The organism is Frankia alni ACN14a (assembly GCF_000058485.1).
Taxonomy (GTDB): domain Bacteria; phylum Actinomycetota; class Actinomycetes; order Frankiales; family Frankiaceae; genus Frankia; species Frankia alni.
This window is the reverse complement of sequence record NC_008278.1, coordinates 573,063-592,344: the sequence shown is the minus strand read 5'-3', so window position 1 is coordinate 592,344 and position 19,282 is coordinate 573,063. Positions and strand designations below refer to the sequence as shown.

19 protein-coding genes are annotated in these 19,282 nt (G+C 71.8%); 11 read left to right on the top strand and 8 right to left on the bottom strand.

Translation table 11 applies throughout. The features are described 5' to 3' along the window. Nucleotides 1-148: 148 nt before the first annotated feature. Together FRAAL_RS02305 and FRAAL_RS02300 are read left to right on the top strand one after the other, a co-directional pair. Entirely contained in the window at nt 149-556 is a 408-nt protein-coding gene (locus FRAAL_RS02305; protein WP_011601785.1) for a hypothetical protein, read from the top strand. Nucleotide 557: 1 nt separating this feature from the next. Beyond that, entirely contained in the window at nt 558-1,568 is a 1,011-nt protein-coding gene (locus tag FRAAL_RS02300; RefSeq protein ID WP_011601784.1) for a tyrosinase family protein, read from the top strand. Between the two features lie 69 nt (nt 1,569-1,637). Here FRAAL_RS02300 and FRAAL_RS02295 read toward each other — a convergent pair whose 3' ends face one another. After that, nucleotides 1,638-2,426 (bottom strand): TetR/AcrR family transcriptional regulator, encoded by a 789-nt coding sequence (locus FRAAL_RS02295; RefSeq protein WP_063822590.1) that lies wholly within the window; start codon nt 2,424-2,426, stop codon nt 1,638-1,640. Nucleotides 2,427-2,557: 131 nt separating this feature from the next. Here FRAAL_RS02295 and FRAAL_RS02290 point away from each other — a divergent pair, with 131 nt between their 5' ends. Further along, nucleotides 2,558-3,778 carry an FAD-dependent monooxygenase gene (locus FRAAL_RS02290; RefSeq protein ID WP_041938713.1) on the top strand — a complete coding sequence of 407 codons (1,221 nt, stop codon included), beginning with the start codon at nt 2,558-2,560 and terminating at the stop codon, nt 3,776-3,778. Nucleotides 3,779-3,904: 126 nt separating this feature from the next. Here FRAAL_RS02290 and FRAAL_RS02285 read toward each other — a convergent pair whose 3' ends face one another. Together FRAAL_RS02285 and FRAAL_RS02280 are read right to left on the bottom strand one after the other, a co-directional pair. Beyond that, a complete protein-coding gene (locus tag FRAAL_RS02285) occupies nt 3,905-4,699 on the bottom strand; it encodes a putative protein N(5)-glutamine methyltransferase (protein ID WP_231861463.1) in 795 nt (264 codons plus the stop codon). Between the two features lie 214 nt (nt 4,700-4,913). Beyond that, the gene (locus FRAAL_RS02280; RefSeq protein ID WP_157734094.1) at nt 4,914-5,420 is read right to left on the bottom strand and encodes a hypothetical protein; all 507 of its coding nucleotides are present in this window, start codon (nt 5,418-5,420) and stop codon (nt 4,914-4,916) included. Between the two features lie 329 nt (nt 5,421-5,749). Between FRAAL_RS02280 and FRAAL_RS02275 the strand changes: the two genes are divergently transcribed. The 4 genes from FRAAL_RS02275 (at nt 5,750) to FRAAL_RS02255 (ending at nt 9,963) form a co-directional block, all read left to right on the top strand. Further along, a complete protein-coding gene (locus tag FRAAL_RS02275) occupies nt 5,750-7,321 on the top strand; it encodes a sensor histidine kinase (protein WP_041938711.1) in 1,572 nt (523 codons plus the stop codon). An 86-nt stretch (nt 7,322-7,407) separates the two neighbouring features. Beyond that, the gene (locus tag FRAAL_RS02270; RefSeq protein ID WP_041938710.1) at nt 7,408-8,115 is read left to right on the top strand and encodes a response regulator; all 708 of its coding nucleotides are present in this window, start codon (nt 7,408-7,410) and stop codon (nt 8,113-8,115) included. Between the two features lie 432 nt (nt 8,116-8,547). Further along, nucleotides 8,548-8,787 (top strand): NfeD C-terminal domain-containing protein, encoded by a 240-nt coding sequence (locus FRAAL_RS02260; RefSeq protein ID WP_041938708.1) that lies wholly within the window; start codon nt 8,548-8,550, stop codon nt 8,785-8,787. 15 nt (nt 8,788-8,802) lie between these two features. Continuing rightward, entirely contained in the window at nt 8,803-9,963 is a 1,161-nt protein-coding gene (locus FRAAL_RS02255; protein ID WP_011601774.1) for an SPFH domain-containing protein, read from the top strand. Here the strand turns inward: FRAAL_RS02255 and FRAAL_RS02250 are convergent. Continuing rightward, complete coding sequence (locus tag FRAAL_RS02250; protein ID WP_011601773.1) at nt 9,951-10,229, bottom strand: hypothetical protein; 279 nt, start codon at nt 10,227-10,229, stop codon at nt 9,951-9,953. The two genes, FRAAL_RS02255 and FRAAL_RS02250, sit on opposite strands and share 13 nt — an antisense overlap. Before the next feature lie 655 nt (nt 10,230-10,884). Here FRAAL_RS02250 and FRAAL_RS02240 point away from each other — a divergent pair. The 3 genes from FRAAL_RS02240 to FRAAL_RS33660 all read left to right on the top strand — a co-directional run bounded on the left by FRAAL_RS02240 (nt 10,885) and on the right by FRAAL_RS33660 (nt 13,097). Continuing rightward, nucleotides 10,885-11,745 carry a helix-turn-helix domain-containing protein gene (locus FRAAL_RS02240; protein WP_041938706.1) on the top strand — a complete coding sequence of 287 codons (861 nt, stop codon included), beginning with the start codon at nt 10,885-10,887 and terminating at the stop codon, nt 11,743-11,745. Further along, nucleotides 11,742-11,984, top strand: a complete 243-nt coding sequence (locus FRAAL_RS02235; protein WP_011601770.1) for a DUF397 domain-containing protein — start codon at nt 11,742-11,744, stop codon at nt 11,982-11,984. Before FRAAL_RS02240 ends, FRAAL_RS02235 begins: the two co-directional genes overlap by 4 nt. A 954-nt stretch (nt 11,985-12,938) precedes the next feature. Next, complete coding sequence (locus FRAAL_RS33660) at nt 12,939-13,097, top strand: hypothetical protein (protein ID WP_173402671.1); 159 nt, start codon at nt 12,939-12,941, stop codon at nt 13,095-13,097. A 266-nt stretch (nt 13,098-13,363) separates the two neighbouring features. Here FRAAL_RS33660 and FRAAL_RS02230 read toward each other — a convergent pair whose 3' ends face one another. Both FRAAL_RS02230 and FRAAL_RS02225 read right to left on the bottom strand, forming a co-directional pair. Further along, nucleotides 13,364-14,287: an NAD(+)/NADH kinase gene (locus FRAAL_RS02230; RefSeq protein ID WP_011601766.1), complete on the bottom strand. Its 924-nt coding sequence runs from the start codon at nt 14,285-14,287 to the stop codon at nt 13,364-13,366. Next, on the bottom strand, nt 14,284-15,324 hold the full coding sequence (locus FRAAL_RS02225; RefSeq protein WP_011601765.1) for an SPFH domain-containing protein: 1,041 nt from the start codon (nt 15,322-15,324) through the stop codon (nt 14,284-14,286). Before FRAAL_RS02225 ends, FRAAL_RS02230 begins: the two co-directional genes overlap by 4 nt. Before the next feature lie 81 nt (nt 15,325-15,405). On the opposite strand from FRAAL_RS02225, the gene FRAAL_RS02220 reads away from it, so the two are divergent. Then, nucleotides 15,406-16,236, top strand: coding sequence for an NUDIX hydrolase (locus tag FRAAL_RS02220; RefSeq protein ID WP_157734093.1), 831 nt, complete (start codon nt 15,406-15,408; stop codon nt 16,234-16,236). A gap of 203 nt (nt 16,237-16,439) precedes the next feature. Here the strand turns inward: FRAAL_RS02220 and FRAAL_RS35700 are convergent, their stop codons facing one another. Both FRAAL_RS35700 and FRAAL_RS02210 read right to left on the bottom strand, forming a co-directional pair. Next, nucleotides 16,440-17,699, bottom strand: coding sequence for a DMT family transporter (locus tag FRAAL_RS35700; RefSeq protein WP_011601763.1), 1,260 nt, complete (start codon nt 17,697-17,699; stop codon nt 16,440-16,442). A 239-nt stretch (nt 17,700-17,938) separates the two neighbouring features. Next, entirely contained in the window at nt 17,939-19,282 is a 1,344-nt protein-coding gene (locus FRAAL_RS02210; protein ID WP_041938705.1) for an MGDG synthase family glycosyltransferase, read from the bottom strand.

Sequence of the window (19,282 nt, the reverse complement as noted above, 5' to 3'; positions counted from 1 at the left end):
CATCCCGCGTAGCCGCCTCTGCCATCCCGAGCTCGGGTATCGCGGAGGACGACGTCTAGGCGACAGTTCGCTGTGAATTCCTCACCCACGGTAGATGCTGCGGCCACATCATCGCATCGTGGCAGCCACCAGACCTCGGGGGACCTCCATGCCATCGGACACCGCCGACCCCATCCAGCCGGCCTTCCTCGCGACCTACCTGGCCGGACTCCCACAGCCCGAGCACGATCACACCGGTCCGGCGCGCAGCGTGCGCGAGGACGACTTCGACGGCCATCACGTCGTCGTCACGACCACCTACGAGATCACCGTCGACGGGCGGCCGTTGGACGTGCACATCGGGCTGTCGAACGACGGCTCGGCGCACTGCCACGGCCTGCCCGCCTACCAGCTCCCCTCCCTCGTGGACCTGGTGCGGGTGCTCATCCGCACCTTCCCCGAAGAGTTCTCCCCGCAGCCGTCGCCCGCCGAGGGCCACGAAGGCCACGATCACGAAGGCCACGATCACGGCGGCAGCGGCCACATGCACGGCGACGAGACCCCGGGAGGTCGGTGAGATGGCCGCGATCCGCCGGGACATCCTCCGCGACGACAAGGCGCGTGCGGACTACATCCGCGGCGTCAAGCTGCTCAAGCACGAGCCCACCACGCTGACCACGGACCGGTTCGGCATCCCCGATCGTGCCCGCCCCGTGTACACCTACGACCTGTTCGTCATCTGGCATGTCCTCGCCATGAACACCGCGGTGCCTCCGGGCGGTGACGCCGGGACCCGCAACGCCGCGCACCGCGGGCCGGTGTTCCTGCCCTGGCACCGGGTGATGCTCCGGTGGTTGGAGGCACACCTGCAACGGGTTCTCGGTGACCCGGACTTCGGCCTGCCCTACTGGGACTGGGCGCTCGACGGCACCCCGCCCGCGCCGGGCGGCGTGGCGAACCCGGCCGCCTCGGTGCTGTGGCGGGACACCCCGGACGGGTTCGGCGGTCAGGGCAGCCCCGTGCGCGGTGGGGCGTTCGCCTTCGACCGGGCCGACCCGACGAGTTTCCGGGTCCGGATCGCGACCGGTTCCAGCGGCGCGCTGCGCCAGGTCACCGAGCGCGGCCTCGCCCGCAGTTTCGGCCAGAACGCCCCGTTCGGCTCGCCGCGGCTGCCTCGCACCGGCGACGTCCGCGCGGCCTACGACACGCGTGCCGACCCGAGCCTCGCCGACTACGACCGGCCGCCGTTCGACGTCTCCTCCCGCGGCTTCCGCAACCGGCTGGAGGGCTTCACCGGCCCCGGCCTGCACAACCAGGTCCACCTGTGGGTCGGCGGCGACATGGCCCCGGCGTCGTCCCCCAACGACCCGGTGTTCTTCGTCCACCACTGCAACGTCGACCGGCTCTGGGAGGGCTGGATGAGCCGCAACGGCCGCCGGTACCAGCCGGACATGACGGCCCCGCCGACCCTGCTCGGCCACCGGATCGACGACCCGCTCGTCTCCCCGTTCACCCCGGCCAGCAAGCCGGACACCCCGGGCGGCGTCCTCGACGTCTCGGCCATCTACACCTACGACGTCCTGCCCTGACCCTCGCGCCGTCGGGTGTCCGGAGGGGACCGGACGGCGCGAGGGGGGCCGGGCGGCCGCCCTGGACGATCAGGACACGGCGGGGGCACCGAGCTCGGCATGGTCGACGAGGTCGACGAGGTCGGTGAACCCGCGGCGGTCGACGAGGTCGGTGAACAGGTCCACGACGTCGGCGGCGAGCGAACGCAGCTCGTCGGCCGTGACCGGGCGGCTGTTCTCGAACGCGAGCTCGACGGTCCGGGCGAGCAGGTCCGCCCGCCGTTCCAGGGTGGCGACGGCGGGCTGGGCGGCAGCCCGCGGCGCGGCGTTCTCGCCGCCGGCCAGTTCGTCCTCGGCCCGCACGAAACCCTCGAACGTCGCCTGGAAGGCGTAGGCGACCTCGTCGGCACCGAGCTCGGCCCGGAGCACACCGTATTCGGCGAGCAACCGAAAGTACCGTTCGGACACCAGGTGGTGGCGTTCGTCCCAGGCGGGGTCGTGTTGGCGGGCCAGCCGGCCGAGCAGCTCCGGGTCGGACAGCAGCAGCCCGCGCAGCAGCGGACGGTGCATCACGGCGAGGAAGTAGTCGTGGGCGAACTGGTGCGGCAGGCAGGTACTCGGCTGGGTGCGCATCGCGACGAGCAGCTCGGAGATCGCTCGGGCCACCGCACGGTCGAAGACGGCGGCGAACAGCTTCTCCCGCGTCTCCCAGTGCAGGTAGACCGTGCCTTTGCCGATGTTGGCGCCGAGCGCGACATCCTCGACGGTCACCCGCCGCGCGCCGTGACGCACCAGCAGATCCTCGGCGGCATCGAGGATGCGCGTGGCGCGCTCCCGCCCGCGCGACGAGTCCCGGGACCGGCCGGCTGTCGGGCTCACGGAACGACCGTATGACCGCATTCGAGAGCTGGTCAACGTTCATCACACCGCGCATTCAATTTTTGACCAGATTTGAAACCTGGTCATACGCTGACGGTCCGATCGGCCTCGACCCCACCTGCGGAGGACGCATGGGCAACCGGACGGTGCTCGTCTCCGGCGCCGGCATCGCCGGGACGACGCTCGCGTACTGGCTGTCGTGGCACGGCTTTCGGCCGACGGTGGTCGAGCGCGGGCTGTGGCAGCGGACCAGCGGCAGCCCGGTGGACGTGCGCGGCCCGGCCCTGCGGGTGGCAGAGCGGATGGGGGTGCTCGCCCGGCTGCGGGCCGCCGCCACCAACGTGACGGGAATGCGCTTCGTGGACGCGGCCGGCCGCAGCGTCGGCCGTGTCAACCTGCGCGCGCTCGCGCGCGCGACCGGCGGTGGCGACGTCGAGCTTCCTCGCGGCGCGCTCGCCACGATCCTGCAGGCGGCGAGCGCGGAGCACGCGGAGTTCGTGTTCGGCGACTCCATCGCCGGTCTGGCGCAGGACGACCACGGCGTCGACGTGACCTTCGACCACGGTCGTTCCCGCCGATTCGACCTGGTCATCGGCGCCGACGGTCTCCATTCGGCAGTGCGCCGGCTCGCCTTCGGGCCAGATGCCAACTTCGTACGCCACCTGGGTCTCTACATCGCCACAGTGCCGTTCAACGGACCGATCGAGCACCGGCGTGAGGTGGTCATGCACAACACCCCGGGCCGGGCCGTCGCCCTGCACCCCTCCGCCTCGGGGCCGATCGCGTTCTTCGCCTTCCGCCGCCCGGATCTGGCGGACTTCAACCATCGCGACATCGACCAGCACCGCACTCTGCTCGCCGGCGCCTACGCAGCCGGATCGTGGCGGACGCCGGAACTGCTGGCGCGGGCACAGGCCAGCGAGGACCTCTACTTCGACGCGGTGAGCCGGGTGGACGTACCCGCCTGGTCGACTGGTCGGATCACGCTCGTCGGCGACGCGGCCTCCTGCGTGTCCCTGTTCGGCGACGGCTCCTCCCTGGCGATGGCCGGGGCGTTCGCACTCGCCGAGGAACTGGCCGCAACCCCCGATGATCACCGCTCGGCCCTGCGCCGCTACGAGGCGCGTCACCGCCACCTTGTCGAACCACGCCAGCGCGGCGTCGACCAGGCCGCCCACCTGCTCATCCCCACCACCTGGACCGGCATCCACGCCCGCAACGCAGCCACCCGCCTGTGGCCGGCCGCCGCCGCCGCGGGCTGGCTCGGCAGCCGCCTGACCACCGCCGGTCGCGGCCCCAGACCGCCTCGCCGCACTCCCGCCCGCCCCGCCGGCGCCACCTCACCGGGCTGACCACACCCCTTCCCACACCGTGATCATTTTTCGCGGCGCGAGCGGAAAAGGCCCGAACATACGTCGGACGACGACTACCCCGCCGGCCCTCCGCCAGGGGTGCTTCATCTTCGAGGGTCTGTTCCCTCACCGTCGGTCCGACGTTGCCGCGTCTGCGGCCCGAGAGACCGCGACAACCACGGTGGCTGCCGATTCCTCGGACTGGACGATCCGGACGATCAGCCCGGTTTGGGTGACCGCGTCAGCGAGCGCGGGCGACTGCTGCGCGCTGGTCTCGAACAGGAGGCTGCCGCCCGGGGCCAGCCAGGACGGCGCGTCGACGACGACCCGTCGCAGCACGTCGAGGCCGTCCGTTCCACCATCGAGAGCCAGTCGGGGCTCGTGCTCCCGCGCCTCGGGCGGCATCAGGCCGATCGCGTCGGTCGGGACATACGGCGCGTTGACCACCAGGAGATCCACACGTCCCCGCAGCGTCCTGGGGAGCGCGGCGAACAGGTCACCCTCGTGCACCAGGCCCCCGCCGGCGACGTTGCGCCGAGCGCAGCGCACCGCGGCAGGCTCGATGTCGGCGGCGTGCACCTCAGCAGCGGGCAGAGCCGCGAGCAGTGCGGCAGCCACTGCACCGGATCCACAGCACAGGTCGACCACGACCTCGCCGGGCCGGCCAACGGCCTGGCCGAGGGCCTGTCGGACGAGGAACTCGGTACGGCGCCGGGGCACGAACACACCGGCCTCTACCGCGATCCTCAGGCCGCAGAACTCGACCCAGCCGAGAAGGTGTTCCAAGGGCTGGCCGGCGACCCGGCGGTCAACCATCGCGGCCAGCTCGGCGGCTGTCCGGGCAGCGCCCACAAGCAGCCGGGCCTCGTCCTCGGCGAAGACGCAGCCTGCGGCACGCAGCCGATGAACGATGTGGGGCAACGAGAGAGACGGCGGAAGGGACGAAGGCAATGACGACACGGGAAGCCTTTCGGGACACCGAAGGGCGTCCTCCCGATCACCAGGCCTGGTCGAACCACATGTGATCATGGGAGGAGTACACCCACCTTGATACCGCGGAAATGGGTCCCACCTCCTCAAAAAGATCATTTACGGCTGCGCTCACACTACCAGAGCCAGTCCGCCCTGCCAGGAGCTAGCCACGGCCCGCTGGGACCGGTAGCAGGGCCCGATCGAGCAGTCCCGCGACGACCGCACCGATAACCGCAAGATCGAGATAGTGGCAGGCCATCGCCCCCGCATAGCTGGGGCCGCCCCACGCATTCGCCGTGAAGTTCGGGTCCAGTCCCCCCAGCACCTGCAACCCGGCCCGCCAACACAGGTAGAGCAGCACCACGGCCGAGGCGGCGAGAACAGCGAGCCGCCACAGCTCCGCCGGGCGGCGGCGGACAGCGAGCGCCGTCAACGTGATCCGCCGTGCCGCGGGCCGGCCGAGCGGCGCAGGCAGCGCGCCCCGGGCACGCCACTCGGTCGAAGGCCGCCGGCGACGCAGCCATGAACCGGTGGCGAGAACTCCGGCCAGAATCAGCACGGCGAGGTGTGGCCCCCAGGCGGCAGTGCCCGCGCTGTGCTCCGCGCGCACCGAGGACCGGTGCTGGTACGTGAGGTAGCCCGAGACGACGCCTGCACTGAAAGCGCTCACGGCGAAGCCGGCCAGAACGGGCGACAGCCCTGCGGTTACCCGACGCGAGGGAACGGTTCGGGGATGCCTGTACGGCCAGTCCCGGAGCCGTGGTCGGACGGTGACGGCTCTGCGCGGCGAGGCGCCAGCTGGACGGGAGGGAGCGGATGGACGCGGCTTCATGTCCATCAACATCGCGTTCTTGGGCCGGCCTGTCGTCCATCGCCGGAACCATCCTCGGGTCCTTCGAGGGGTGGACTCGGCGCGGCTCGTCCGACCGGAGGCGGATGGCCCGAGTCATCCTGTGGAGGGACGCCGGAAGCCGACCTCGGCGTCTACCGTCACATTCCATGGCGCTCATCACGCCGGCCCCGTCCGGCCCGACCCATCGGCCCGCACGCATGCAGGAATTCGCCGGGTCCGCCAAGGTCGGCCGCAGTGCAGGACCCGGCGCCGTCGACGTCGCGGTTGCCCTTGCTTCCTTCGCCCTGTTCAGCCTGCCCGCCGCCCTGACTCCGACGGTCTCGCCTGGGGCTGACGCCTACGGCTCAACTTCGCACATCCTGCTGTTCGGGGTGCTCTGCGCCGCCCCGCTGATAGCAGCCCGACGCTGGCCGCTTCCCGTGCTCGCCAGCGTCACCGCGGTCCTCTGCGCGGCCGCGTTCGCAGGGGTCCGCTTCACGCCGCTGGTCAGCAACGCCGGACCAGCGCTCGGCGTTGCCGTCCTCACCGTCGCCGATCACCACCCCAGGCGAACGTCACTGGCCGCGAGCACGGCGGCAGTCGCATCGATCGCGGTCTCCACCGCCGTCGCCATGCGCCTGTATCCCGATCAGGAACAGGATCTGGTCCAGGCACTCATCGCCGCAGCGGCCTGGCTGGTCGGCGATGCCTTCCGCACCCGCCGCCGCTATCGGTGTCGGCTTGCGCTGGAGGCGCGCCGAGAGGCCGCGGAGCGGGAGCGCCGGATCCGCGCCGAAGAACGGCTTCGAGTCGCTCGGGACGTCCACGACGTCGTGTCGCACACGCTGAGCCTGATCGCGGTCCGGTCCGGAGTTGCGCGTCTGCTCGAGGACCCGCGCGAGGCACGCGAGGCACTGAGCGTCATCGAGACGACGAGCCGCTCAGCTCTCGACGAGGTACGCCGCGTCCTGCGCAGTACCCGCCAGGAGATCGAGGAGCCATCCGGCCGATCGGATGCGACGCTGACAGCGCGACCAGAAAGAGAGCCGACCGGAGTCTCGAGCCGGGCGGATCAGACGGTCCCGTCGAGCGGGCAGCCCGAGCGCGCCGAATCAGTGCAAGCTGACGAACGGTTCAGTGCTGACGCACCGGCCAGGATCACCGAGCCGAAGCTCGCAGACCTCGACCATCTGGTCGCCGGGCTGCAGCGACATGGGTTCCGCACGTCATACCGGCGCACCGGCACCGAGCGCTGCTATCTCCCGGTCCTGGAAACCTCGGTGTACCGCATCGTCCAAGAAGCACTGACGAACGTGGTTCGGCATGCCGACGCCACCGAGGCCCAGGTCAGCGTGCACGACGGGCCGCGGGAACTGGTCGTGCGCATCGTCGATGACGGGCGTACCTCACCAGGCAGCCCAGAGCATCATCACAGCGAGGCGACACCGGCAGATCGCCGGATCGACCAGGCGCGCTGCGGCCTGGCCGATGCACCGACCGGCTCAGCCTCGGGGCGACCCGAGCCGGACACAGCATCAGGCCCCGGGCTGGGCCTCGTCGGGATGCGCGAGCGAGCGGAGCTCTTCGCCGGCACGCTCAGCGCCGGCCCCCATGAAGGTGGGGGATTCGCGGTCGTGGCCCGGTTCCCCCTCCCACCCGCAATCGTCATGGCAGATCGGTCCTGTGAGCGCCCGCCGACATCGGTCCAGCCGTGTCCTGCCGGACAGGATGCAGTCTGATGGTGGTGACAGCCGATGGCTCTGCATCGGCGGAGACCCAGGAAGGGCTCAGTAGCCGCGCTGATTCCGACCGTCCGTCCCGCCCCGTGCCGGCGGCGGACGGTCGCGTCCGGGTCCTCATCGCCGACGACGAGGCTCTGGTGCGCGCCGGTTTCCGAGTGCTGGTCGACTCCGCTCCCGATCTCGCCGTGATCGCGGAGGCCGGGACCGGCGCGCAGGCGGTGCGGTTGGCCAGGCACCTGCGCCCGGATGTCGTTCTCATGGACATCCGTATGCCGATCATGGACGGCTTGGAGGCGATGCGGATCATCGCTGCGGACCCTGGCACCGCCGCGACACGCGTCCTCGTGGTGACGACCTTCGATCAGGATGAACACGTCTTCGCGGCCCTGCGTGGCGGCGCCAGCGGATTCGTCCTGAAGGACACTCGTCCGGAGGACCTCCTGGCCGCGATCAGGATCGTGGCCGCCGGCGACGCGCTGCTGACCCCGAGCGTCACCCGGCGTCTCATCGCCGAGTTCGCCCAGCGGCCACAGCGGCCCGTCCGGGGCGAGGAGCTGACCCGGTTGACGGAGCGGGAGCGCGAGGTGCTCGTCCAGGTCGCAGCGGGGCTGTCGAACTCCGAGATCGCCAGGCGGCTGTTCGTCGGCGTCACCACCGTCAAGACGCACGTCAGCCGGCTACTGACCAAGCTTGGGGCGCGCGATCGGGCGCAGCTCGTGGTCGCCGCGTACGAGTCCGGCGTAGCAGTCCCCGGCGCCGGTCCGCTCGCGCCGGGATCGGACCACTCGTGAGACCGATTCAGATGGGGGCGTGCCCTGTTGTCGCTTCCACGTGGCTGACCGCCGAACGGGTCACCTTGGCCTGCCGGCTGCTCGAACGGGGGGAACAACGCCTCGATCTCGTGGCCCGGGCCAGTGGTCTCGGGACCGCCGCGGGTCTACGGGTCGCTCTGCGTCGACGCACCGGCCTCACGCCGACCGCCTACCGGCGCCGGTTCGAGCCGGGCCGACGAGCGCCAGAACCGGCCGGTCCGGCCGTCAGCGGCTGACGGAGATGCGGTCAGCGTGGACCGGACTGCTCCAGACGACCAGCGTCTGGTCAATACAGAAGGCGACAGCGACAAGCTCCTGATCCCAAGGATGGCGACTTGTAGTCTCTTCTCGCCTGCAACGACCGTTCAGCCATGGCCTTCCGCGCCCCGCGTGCGAGGAGGAGGTTCGAGGATGGTGGGCGATCCGTCCGTCATCGGCCGCGTCGGCGCGCTCATCGTGGGCACTCGGGGCGACGCCGGGCCGGGCGAGGTGGTGGTGCGGGTACGCGGCGGAATCGAGACTTTCCTCGCCCTGTCCGACACTCCGCTGCCCAAGGGCGCCTCCGTGCTGGTCATCGGAACGCGCGGGCCTCGGACCGTCGAGGTGGTGCCGTGGCTGGATCCCGCCGCCGTCTTCGGCGGCGATCTCTGACGAAAGGTTCACGGCGTGTTTGGTTACCGAGTCCCCGCACCCGACCAGGCGATGCTGATCTCGGGCGGGAAGAACCGCGGTGGGATGCCTTTCAAGGTGATCACCGGTCACGGCGGATTCATTCTGCCGTTCTTCCGCAAGGTCCGCTTCCTGACCCTGGCGATGTGCGAGGCCGAGGTCACGGAGACGTGCGTCACTCACCAGGGAATCTCCCTGAACGTCCGCGCCGTGATCGCCTTCAAGGTGGGCAACGACAGCGAGAGCATCGTCAACGCCGGCCAGCGCTTCCTGTCCGACCAGGGCCAGATGGCCGTGCTGACCGGGCGGATCTTCTCCGGCCACCTGCGTTCGATCATCGGCTCGATGACGGTCGAGGAGATCATCCGTGACCGGCAGAAACTCGCCACCGAGGTACTCGACGGGTCGAAGGCGGAGATGGCCCGGATCGGGCTGACCGTCGACGCGTTGCAGATCCAGTCCATCGACGACGGCAGACTCGGCTACATCGCGGCGATCGCGGCGCCGCACAACGCCGCCATCCAGCGCCAGGCGCAGATCGCCCAGGCCGAGGCCAACCAGGCCGCCGCCGAGGCCGAGCAGCGCTCGCAGCGGGCGCAGGCGGAGTACGCCCGGCAGACCTCCATCGTCCAGGCCCAGTACCGGGCGGAGATCGACCGAGCCCAGGCCGAGGCCGCGCAGGCCGGACCGCTTGCGCAGGCCCAGGCGGAGGTCGCGGTGACCGCGGCCCGGACCGAGCTGGCCGAACGGGAGGCTCAGCTGCGCCAGCAGCAACTCGTCACCGAGGTCGTCAAGCCCGCGGAGGCGGAGGCCGAGCGGGTTCGCGTCCTCGCCCTCGCCGAGGCCGAGAAGATGAGGATCCAGGCCGAGGCCGCCGCGTCGCACAACCGGGTTGCTCTCGACCGGATGCTCATCGACCAGCTCCCGGAGATCGTCCGGCAGGCGGCCTCAGGGCTGGCGGGCGCGAACGTCACGGTGCTCAACGGCGCCGAGGGCATCGGTGAGATCGCCAGTGGACTTGTCGGGCAGGGTGTGGCCATCTTCGAGGCCCTGCGCGCGGGCGTCCGGCAGCCGGCCTATGCCGCCGACGGCCAGGACACCGGCGCCAGCACCGGACACCCCGGCATCGCGACCGCCCGGCCCGTTCAGGAGACGTAGACGTGCTTACGGCCGGCGCCGACGGGACGCGCCTCCGGCCGACCGCAGTATCCGTATTCCACGCGGCGCCGCCACACTGTGAGCCGGCATTGATCGGCATCGATCGTCCAGGTCCGCCGCTCGACCCGGTCCTCGACCTGAACCGGGTTTCGGGTTCCTGCCTCGCCGGCGCGGCGATGTGCCCAGGAGTGCGCCGCCTCCCACTCCAGGAAGGTGGCCACCAGTTCGCCATCTCCGTCGTAGACCTGGAATCGGCGAGTCGCCATTGTCACGCCTTTCAGCCAATTGCCGAATAATGAGAGCCGTGGAGCTGTCCCCGGTGCGCGGTCACGCCCGCAGAGGCGTCGGTCCGGCCCGCGACGGTGGGTTGGCCGGCTCCGGACGGGGCTCGATGTCCACCCGCCCGGAGCCGGCGGTCGACGGCCGCCCCCGTCGCCCCAGGCCAGCACGCCGACGTGCCGCGCCGTCGTGGACCGACTCGTCGCCGACCAGGTGGCCGCAGCCCTCACGATGGCCGCCCACGCCGTGGTCGTTGTGGTGGCGATCCGAACGTCCGGAACGGACGGGAAGGACAGGACGGCAGGGGCGGACAGAGGTGCGGAGGTGGCGAGAGTGTCGGGGGCGTGCGGCAGGACCGATGCCGCCCAGCCAGTCGTTCCGGCACGGTTGCCGGACCGACGCCTCGGACCCCACACGATCGCCATTGACTACTCCCCGTGATTCCTCACCATACCAAGTTCTCACCCAGAGGGTTGAGTTCGCCACTCAAAGTAAACCAAGACTCGAAGCATGGCCCCCGCCTCGACCGCCTGCAAGAGCTTCTGTAACAGTTTTGCTACCCAGAGCTGTGCACTGTGTATGAGGAGTGGCGATCCAGTGGCAGGATGCACTCATCACTCCCAGCAGACCGAAGGACTAGCGATGGCCACGAGCGGCGGTCCGACTGTGCGGCGGCGGCGGCTGGGTGCCGAGTTACGGCGACTGCGAGAGGCGGCGGACGTCTCGGTCGACGAGGTGTGCCAACTGCTGCGCTGCTCGGTCTCCAAGGTCAGCCGCATGGAGAACGGGCGGGTGCCGGTACGCACTCGCGACGTGTCGGACCTGCTCAACCTGTATGGCGTCACGGAGGGTGAGCGGCGCGACGCGCTGATGGCGCTGGCTCGGGAGTCCCGCCGTCACGGCTGGTGGCACTCCTACCACGACGTCGTCCCGGCCTGGTTCGAGATCTACATCGGCCTGGAGGGTGACGCGGCATCGATCCAGGTGTACGAGCCCCAGCTCGTCCACGGGCTGCTCCAGACCGGAGACTACGCCCGGCAGGTCATCCGGGCCGATGACCCGGAGGCCGACGACGAGGAGGTCGAACGCAAGATCGCCCTGCGGATGGACCGGCAGCGCCGGCTCACCGCCCCCGACCATCCCCGGCTCTGGGTGGTTCTGGACGAGGCGGTCCTGCGTCGGGAGATCGGCGGTCGGGCGGTCATGCGCGATCAGCTCGATTTCCTCGCCAAACGGTCCGAACTCCCGAATGTGACGATCCAGGTCCTGCCGTTCGCCGTGGGCGCACACGCCGGCCTGGGCAGCGCATTCTCCATACTCGGATTCCCCGATTCGGAAGACCACGAAGTGGTCTATATAGAAGAGGCGGCAGGCAGCCTTTACATCGAGCGTGCCGCCGAAGTCCGGCGCTATAAGTTGAAGATGAATCACCTTCTGGCCGCCGCCCTGCGGCCGGAAGAATCCACACAGATGATACTTTCCGTCGTAAAGGAACTAAGATGACCAGATTTGCGAAGCCCGATCTGGGCGGTCCCGCCGAGCTGGCCTGGCGCAAGAGCAGCTACAGCAACGGAGCGGGTGGCATGTGCGTGGAGGTCGCTCCCCTGGGCGAGGGCATCGTGGTGCGTGACTCGAAGAACCCCAGCGGTCCCGTGCTCGCCTTCTCCGCGGCCGAGTGGGACGCCTTCCTGGCCGGCGCGCGGGACGGCGAGTTCGACCGCACCCGGGTGGGCCAGGCCTGAACCACCCGGCCCGGCTCACCCGGCCGACCCAGCCCGGTCCGACTCGGGACTCACGCGGACCCGGACCGGCCAGAGCCCTGACGGCGAAGCGGCCGGCGAGACCGGCCTGGCCCGTGCCTGTGCTTCCCTGCGCCCGACAGCGCCGGCTCCGGCCCGGACGCCTCCACCGGAGTCGCCCGGGCCGGTCGGGGACCGCCGGGCCGGGAACGGCCACCGGGTCGAGGGGGCAGAACGATCCGATCAACGTCGACGTTCCCGCCCCGACCGGGTCGAGGTGCCTGTCATGACGGTGCGGTGGCGACCGCTCGACATGCCGGTTGGCTCTTGCGCAACGCCCCCCGGTCGCGCACTCTTGTAGATGTTCAGTCGGTCCTCGTTGTTCAAGTGTTCGTCCCGTTGTGGTCGTGGCATTTCCGGGGCACGACGTCCGCAGCGTCCATCTCGCAGGGTGGGCAGGCGGACCGGACGCTCCCGGCGCCGTGGCGGCATGGGACGGCGCTCGGCCACCTTCGCCCACTGGACGGGCCACGCGGGCTGCGAATGCCCGCCCAACGCGGAGGAGGGCAGTCGTTGTGATCATTTTTGACGGTGCGGCTACCCGCGTACGGCGCCGCAACGCCACGGTCCGGGTGACCGTGCTGCCGGCGGCGCTCGACCCCGGCGGCCACCAGGCCGCGCCTACGGCCTCGGTCCGCATAACCGCGTGTTGTCGCCCGCCGGCAGGCGGGCCTCGGGCAGGCTCGGTGGCCGGCGGTGCCGCCATCCCGTCGCCGTCCTAGCTGAGAACGGCGCTCCCGCCCGCGCGCCGGGCACCCCCGCACCTTCGATCACGGTCGGTCCGCCTCTGGATCCGCCGGGCATCGACGTCCCCGACGGATCCCCGGCCACGGGCACGACTCCGAGATCCACCCGCGTAGCACCATCCTGTTCCCCTGCCACTGGGAGGTGATTGCCGTGGCCACCGCCACGACCAACCTGCTCAACACCCCGATGAAAGATCAGCGCGTCGAACGTGTTCGGCGCGCGGCGCTGTCGGCGTACGTGGACGGGAAGATCACCTTTGCGCAGGCAAATCTTCGGGTAAGCAAGGCTCTCGAACGCTTCGGAGTGTGATGGGCAGGCCCAGGCCGGGCGGGCGGCGCCGTCCGCCGCCCGGCCCCTCCGCGACCGGCGCGGTGCGCCGGCCTGGCCGGCCCTGGACCTCCCGGCCAGGCCGGCGGGCTCGCCGCCGCGGCTGACCACCGAGGGACGCAGCCGGCGAGGGACGCAGCCCGAATAAAGCGCGGCAGGCAAGGCGCGTAGCCGGTAAGGCGCGTAGCCGGCAGGGCGCGTAGCCGGCAGGGCGCGTAGCCCGAGAGGCGCGGCAGGCAGGGTGCTTGCTAGGCGAGGCGCAGGCGGCGGTCGGCCACGCCGACGGTGAGCTGCTGCCCCCAGGACAGCTCGATCGTGTCCGCCTCGATGCCGTCGCCGAACACGACCATCCGATCAGCCTCCACCAGGACCTCCAGTCGCGCCGGCCCGGTGAGGCGGCCCTCGGTGCAGGCGGTGCCCGTGGCCGGTGACGGCCACGCCTCGCGGACGAACCAGGCCAGGGCGCCGGCGGTCGGCGCCGGTAGCGGAAGCTCGCTGCGCCGCTGCGCCCAGACCGAGCGGCACCAGCCCGTCGCCCCGGTGCCGGTGCCGACCAGCAGTCCGGACGACGCCTGCCGCTCGGTCACCGGGACGCCCTCGCCGGGGACCCGCAGCCGGTACCGGGCGGTCTGGTGACCGGGGTGGCCGACGTAGATCTCGTTCAGCGCGACGAGGCGCTGGCCGTCGTCGGAGCGGGCCTCGACCATGGTCAGTTCGCGCAGCAGGCGGCCAAGCCCCCGAGCGGGGTCCGTGGGAGATCCCTCGACGGTGCGCAGCAGGGCGGCGGCCTCACCCGGGGTGTGCCGGACCAGGACACCCGGCGTGCGGGCGGGTTCGGCGTTGATCCCCAGGACGAGCTGCCCGTCGAGGTACTTCGCGACGTTCGCGACGAGCCCGTCCTGCCCGACGCAGACGACCACGTCATCCGGAGCGAACAGGAACCGGTCGAGGTCGGTCCGCTCCACCTCGCCGCGACGCCAGTGCGGCGGGATCGCCGCGGCGACCACCCGCCTGGCCGCCTCGGCGCCGTCGTGGGCGGCCTGCACCTCGGCCAGCTCTCGTCCGCGGGTGGCCAGGAAGAACGCGGCCTGGCCGCGGGTGCCGTGCCGGTCCATCAGCTCGGCGTACTCGGTACGCCGGTGCACAAGCACCGCGCGCGGGGCGAGGCTCACCGCGGGGTGCCGGCGCGGACGAACCGGGCGACCGCCTCGGTGACCACATCGGGGGTGATGGTGAGCGCCCCGATCGCGGGCAGATGGTCGGCCAGGTCGCGCACCGCCAGCGCGACCACCGCCGAGCTGTCCAGACCGGTGACCGCGGCGACCCGGGCCGCCTCGGCGTCGGCCTCGGCCTGTCCGACCAGGCGGAGGGCCTCGGCCTGCGCTGCCGCCTCCACCCGAACCCGCTCGGCCTGCGAGCGGGCGGCCGTCTGCGCCCGCTCCGCCTCCGCCGCGGCGGCGATGCGCGCCGCGGCTGCCTGCTCGGTCATCCGGCGCTGCTCGTTGGCTCCCTCCTGGGTCACGAGCCGCTCCGCGCGCACGGCCAGCTCGATCTTGCTCTGCAGTTCGTTCTCGGCGATGCGCCGCTCCTGCTCGACGGCGAGCGCGCGGCGGCCATAGGTGGCCCGGTCGGCCTCGGTCTGGATCTGCTCACGGGTGGGCGTGCGCAGCGCCTTCTCCACCTCCGGCGCCGGGCGGACGGCGACCACGCGGACGCCGACCACGCTCACCCCCGTCTGGACCAGGCGGGCGTCGCCGCGCAGACCGGTGGTCACCCGTTCGCGGATGACCGGCACCCCCTCGGCGAGCGCGGTGGTGAGCGACGTGCGGGCGAGCAGGTCCGAGGCGTACTCCTGGGCCGACTCATTGATCATCCCGGCGAGCTGGTCGAGGGGCTTCTCCCGCCAGGTCCCGAGCTCGGGGTCGATGCCGAAGTCGAGGCGGGTGGCGGCCAGCACCGGGTCGGCGATCCGGTAGGTGACGGTGGCCTGCACCGCGACGTCCTGGAAGTCGGCGGTCCGCGCGTGGAAGAGCACCGCGAGCTCCCGGTCGTCGACCGGCACCTCGCTGATCACCGCCGTGCGCGGCCGATACCAGAAGACCAGGCCGACGCCCTCGTGGGCGACGGCTGTGCCGCGCTGGTGGCGGATGTACGCGGTGGGGGTGCCCCGCAGGTGGCACAGGAACGGCGCCCGGCTGATGTCCGCCATGGGAAGGTCCTCTCTTTATCGTCGATTTGACGATAATCCGGGATCGCGGTTCTCGTCAACATGACGAGTAGGGTTCCCCGCATGCCGTCCCCACCGGAGTCGTCCGCCGCCACGACCGCCCACGACCACCCCGACCCCGGCCCCGACACCGACGCCCACGCCGACACCCACGCCGACGCAGACACCCACGCCGGCGGCGGGGCGGGCGGGCTGCCGGCGGAGGTCGTGCCGGTGGCGCTCAGCGTCGATCTGGTCCTGCTGACCGTCCGCGAGGAGCAGCTCCAGGTGCTGCTGGTGCGCCGCGGGATCGAGCCCTACCGGGACCGATGGGCCCTGCCCGGCGGCTTCGTCCGGCCGGGCGAGGACCTCGCCGCGGCGGCCGTGCGGGAACTCGCCGAGGAGACCGGGCTGCGCCACCCCCCGGCACATCTCGAACAGCTCGCGACCTACGGCGCGCCGGATCGCGATCCCCGCGGCCGGGTTGTCACGGTGGCGTTCCTGGCGCTCGCGCCGCAGTCGCGTACGCCGATCGCCGGCACGGACGCCGCCGCGAGCCGCTGGGAGCCGGTCTCGACCCAGGGCTGCGGGTCCCGGCTGGCCTTCGACCATGCGGCGATCCTCGCGGACGGGCTGGAACGCGCCCGGGCGAAGATCGAGTACAGTGCGGCGGCGGCGGCCTTCTGCGAGGACGAGTTCACGGTGGCGGAGCTGCGCCGGATCTACGAGCTGGTCTGGAACTCACGGCTGGACCCCCGCAACTTCCACCGCAAGGTGACCGGGACCGCGGGCTTTCTCGTCCCGACCGGGCGCTTCACGAGCCGAGACGGAGGCCGGCCCGCGGAGCTGTACCGCCGGGGCGACGCCACGGTGCTGCATCCCGCGATGCTTCGGCCCGTCCCGCGGCTACCCTGAGCGGGCAGTGGTGGCCGCGGGCGGGAGACGGCCGGGCGCCCGGGCGATCGGGGGGTGAACCCGGGCGGCCGGCCACCTCGACTATCTCACCGAAAGCACATGCCGCGTCACTATAAGTTCGGGCTCTTGCCGTCAGGGTTAACGACCGTGCCGGTCCGCGCCCTTGATGACGGTTAGTCGCCCGGGCCGCACACCCCAGCGGCTCAGCCGAACTCCCGCAGCGCGGCGCCGGGCCCACCGTCTCCCCGCCCCGGCGGGTTCCACGGGTCGTCGCCGTGGCGGGTACGCCGCCCGAGGTCGGAGTCCACCCGCTCGGAGCGCCCGAGATCCACCCGTTCCAGATCCATGCGTCCCGAGTCCAGCGGCTCGGAGTCCAGCCGCTCCGGGTCCAGCCGCTCGGCCGGATCCAGCCCGTCAGAATCGGCCCGCCGTGAATCCGGCCGACCCACATCCGGCCGACCCGCGTCCGGCCGATCCACGTCCGGCCGACCCGAACCCGGCCGATCTGGATCCGGCCGACCCGAACCCGGCCCGTCGGCGGGGCGTGCCGCGGCGCCCTCCAGCTCGTCCACGGAACGGTTGGCCGCCATCCGGTCGCGCCCCAGTGCGGCGATGCCGGCGGCCACCATCACCATCGCGACGACGAACGCCACCCGCTGGGCGCCGTCCGGGGCCGGCTCACCGAACAGGGTCAGCCCCAGGGTGACCGGCAGGAAGGCGGACACCCCGCTGGTCACGGGGAATGCGATCACCGCCGCCCGGCCCTGCAGCCCACGCTGCTGTAGACCGAGCGCCAGCACGGAGAACAGCACGAGGACGTACGGCGTCGGGGTGGTGAGCAGGTCGGCCAGCGCGGACTGGCCCTCGCGGCGATCGTTGACCGCCAGGCCGATCTGCCGGGTGGCGAGGGTGGCGATCGCATAGCAGACGCCGGCGGCCGCGCCGAATCCGAACGCCGCCCCGGCAATCATGCTCCGGGCGGCGGCGACATTCGCGAGGAACGCGCACACCAGCGCGAAGACCAGGCCGAGGACGAGGAAGGCCAGCAGGACGTCCGTGCTGGCCGCGCTGCCGACCTCGGCGCGGCTGGCGAAGGCGTAGGCGAGCAGGCCGACCCCGGCGACCATCGAGCCGACGCCCAGCCAGCCGGTCAGACTGATCCGTTCACCGAGCACCCGCTGGGCCAGCAACGTGAATATGATCATGTCGAGCGCCATCACCGGGGCGACCATCGCCACCGGCGCGACCGACAGGGCGTAGACCTCCAGCAGGAACGACGTCGCCTCGACGGCGAGCCCGAGCAGCCAGAGCGGGCGCAGCACCAGCCGCGCCAGCAGGCCCAGCCCCAGGCCGGAACTCTCCTCCTCGCGCCGGGCGGCCCGCGCCTGCACCAGCGGCGCGACCCCGTACAGCGCGGCCGACACCATCGCGGTGGGCAGGCCGAGCGCCAACGCCTTGCTCATACGCGCGCCATCCTGGTCACGGGCGTGCCGTCGGTCGCGCCCGGATTCCGCCGATCATGGCGGGATCCCCCTGCCCTGCCCATGCGCTGGCCGCCTCACTCGTCCCCCGCCGCCCCGTGCCCACACCCGGGACGACAACGTCTGACGGGGTCAACACCGCGGGCCGCGTGGAACGTCCCGGGCTGGACGAGTACCCGCCCGCCGCCGATCCGTTCCAGCGCCGACGCGTGGGCAGCGCATCACCAGTGGGCACCGAAGCCGATCTGCGCCAGGGCCGAACCGAACGCCTGCTCCCACGCCTGCGGCCCGATCGCCACCCGGTCCGAGGGGGGCTTGACCCGGTCGAGGCAGGCCAGCGCGGAGCGGGTCAGCGACACCGGGTCGGTGTTGGTGACCTCGGCGTGCCCGCGTTCGAGCTCCTTCTGCAGGTTGTCGCGGCCGTGCCCCGGCACGACGTCGATGAGCAGCAGGTCCCGGCCGATCACCCGCGCCTCGCTGCAGGTGTCCCCGGAGGAGGTGACGACCAGGTCGCTGGCGGCCATCAGCGCCGGGATGCGGTCGGTGAAGCCGAACGGGATGACCTTGTGCTGCCGCTCGGCCAGGGCGGTCAGCCGCGCCGCCAGCGGCTTGTTCCGCCCGGCCACCGCGAGCACGTAGATCCCCGCCGCCGCCATCGCCGCGGCGCCCTCGACCAGCGGCCCGAGTCCCCAGGAGCCGGACATCAGCAGCACGCACGGAGCGTCGGCCGGGATGCCGAGTGCCGCGCGCGCCTCCTCCTGGGTGGGCGGGTCGTAGAACGGCTCGCGCACCGGGGTGGGCACGACCGAGACGAGCGCGTTCGGCGCGAACCGCCGCACGTAGCGGGCGGCGGTCTGCGAGGTGACCAGGTACAGGTCGGTGTTGTCGTGCACCCACAGCCGGTGCACGCAGCAGTCGGTGGAGAACACCGCGGTGACCAGGCCGGGAAACTCCGGCTTGACCCGGCTGGTCGCTGCGGCGCCGGTGGCGAAGATGGAGATGACCAGATCGGTCGGTTGCTCGGTGAGCTCCTGACGCAGCGCGGGGACGACGTAGCGGCTCGACGCCCGCTCGATCGCCAGGGCCAGCCGGCCGCCGGTGCGCATCTGGGAGAAGTGCACGGCGTCGTACAGGCCCGGCACGGCGATCATCCCGCGGAAGACCTTCTCCCCGCGGGAGCCGTTGCGCCCGCCGAGCATGCGCAGGCTGTCGGCGGTCCGGGCGGTGAACCCTCGCCGGGTCAGCGACGCCCCGCACGCCTCGGCCATGACGTCGTGCCCCATGCCCAGCGAGCCGGACAGCAGCAGCGCCGATCCACGACGGGTCGCCGGCTGCCGCGACGCGGCCCCGGCGAGCAGGGCCGCGGTCGCGGCCTCCTCCACCGCGACGCCGTCGATCACCGGTCCGCCGCGGTCGGGCGCCCCGCCGTCGCCGAGCCGCTCGACCGCCGACACCACCCCCGCCGGCCGACCCTCCGCGGAGGGTCGGGTCGCAGGGGCGGCCATCGCCGCCGCATCGCCGTTTTCGGATGGTCCGCTCACCGTGATACCGCCGATCTGCGCCAT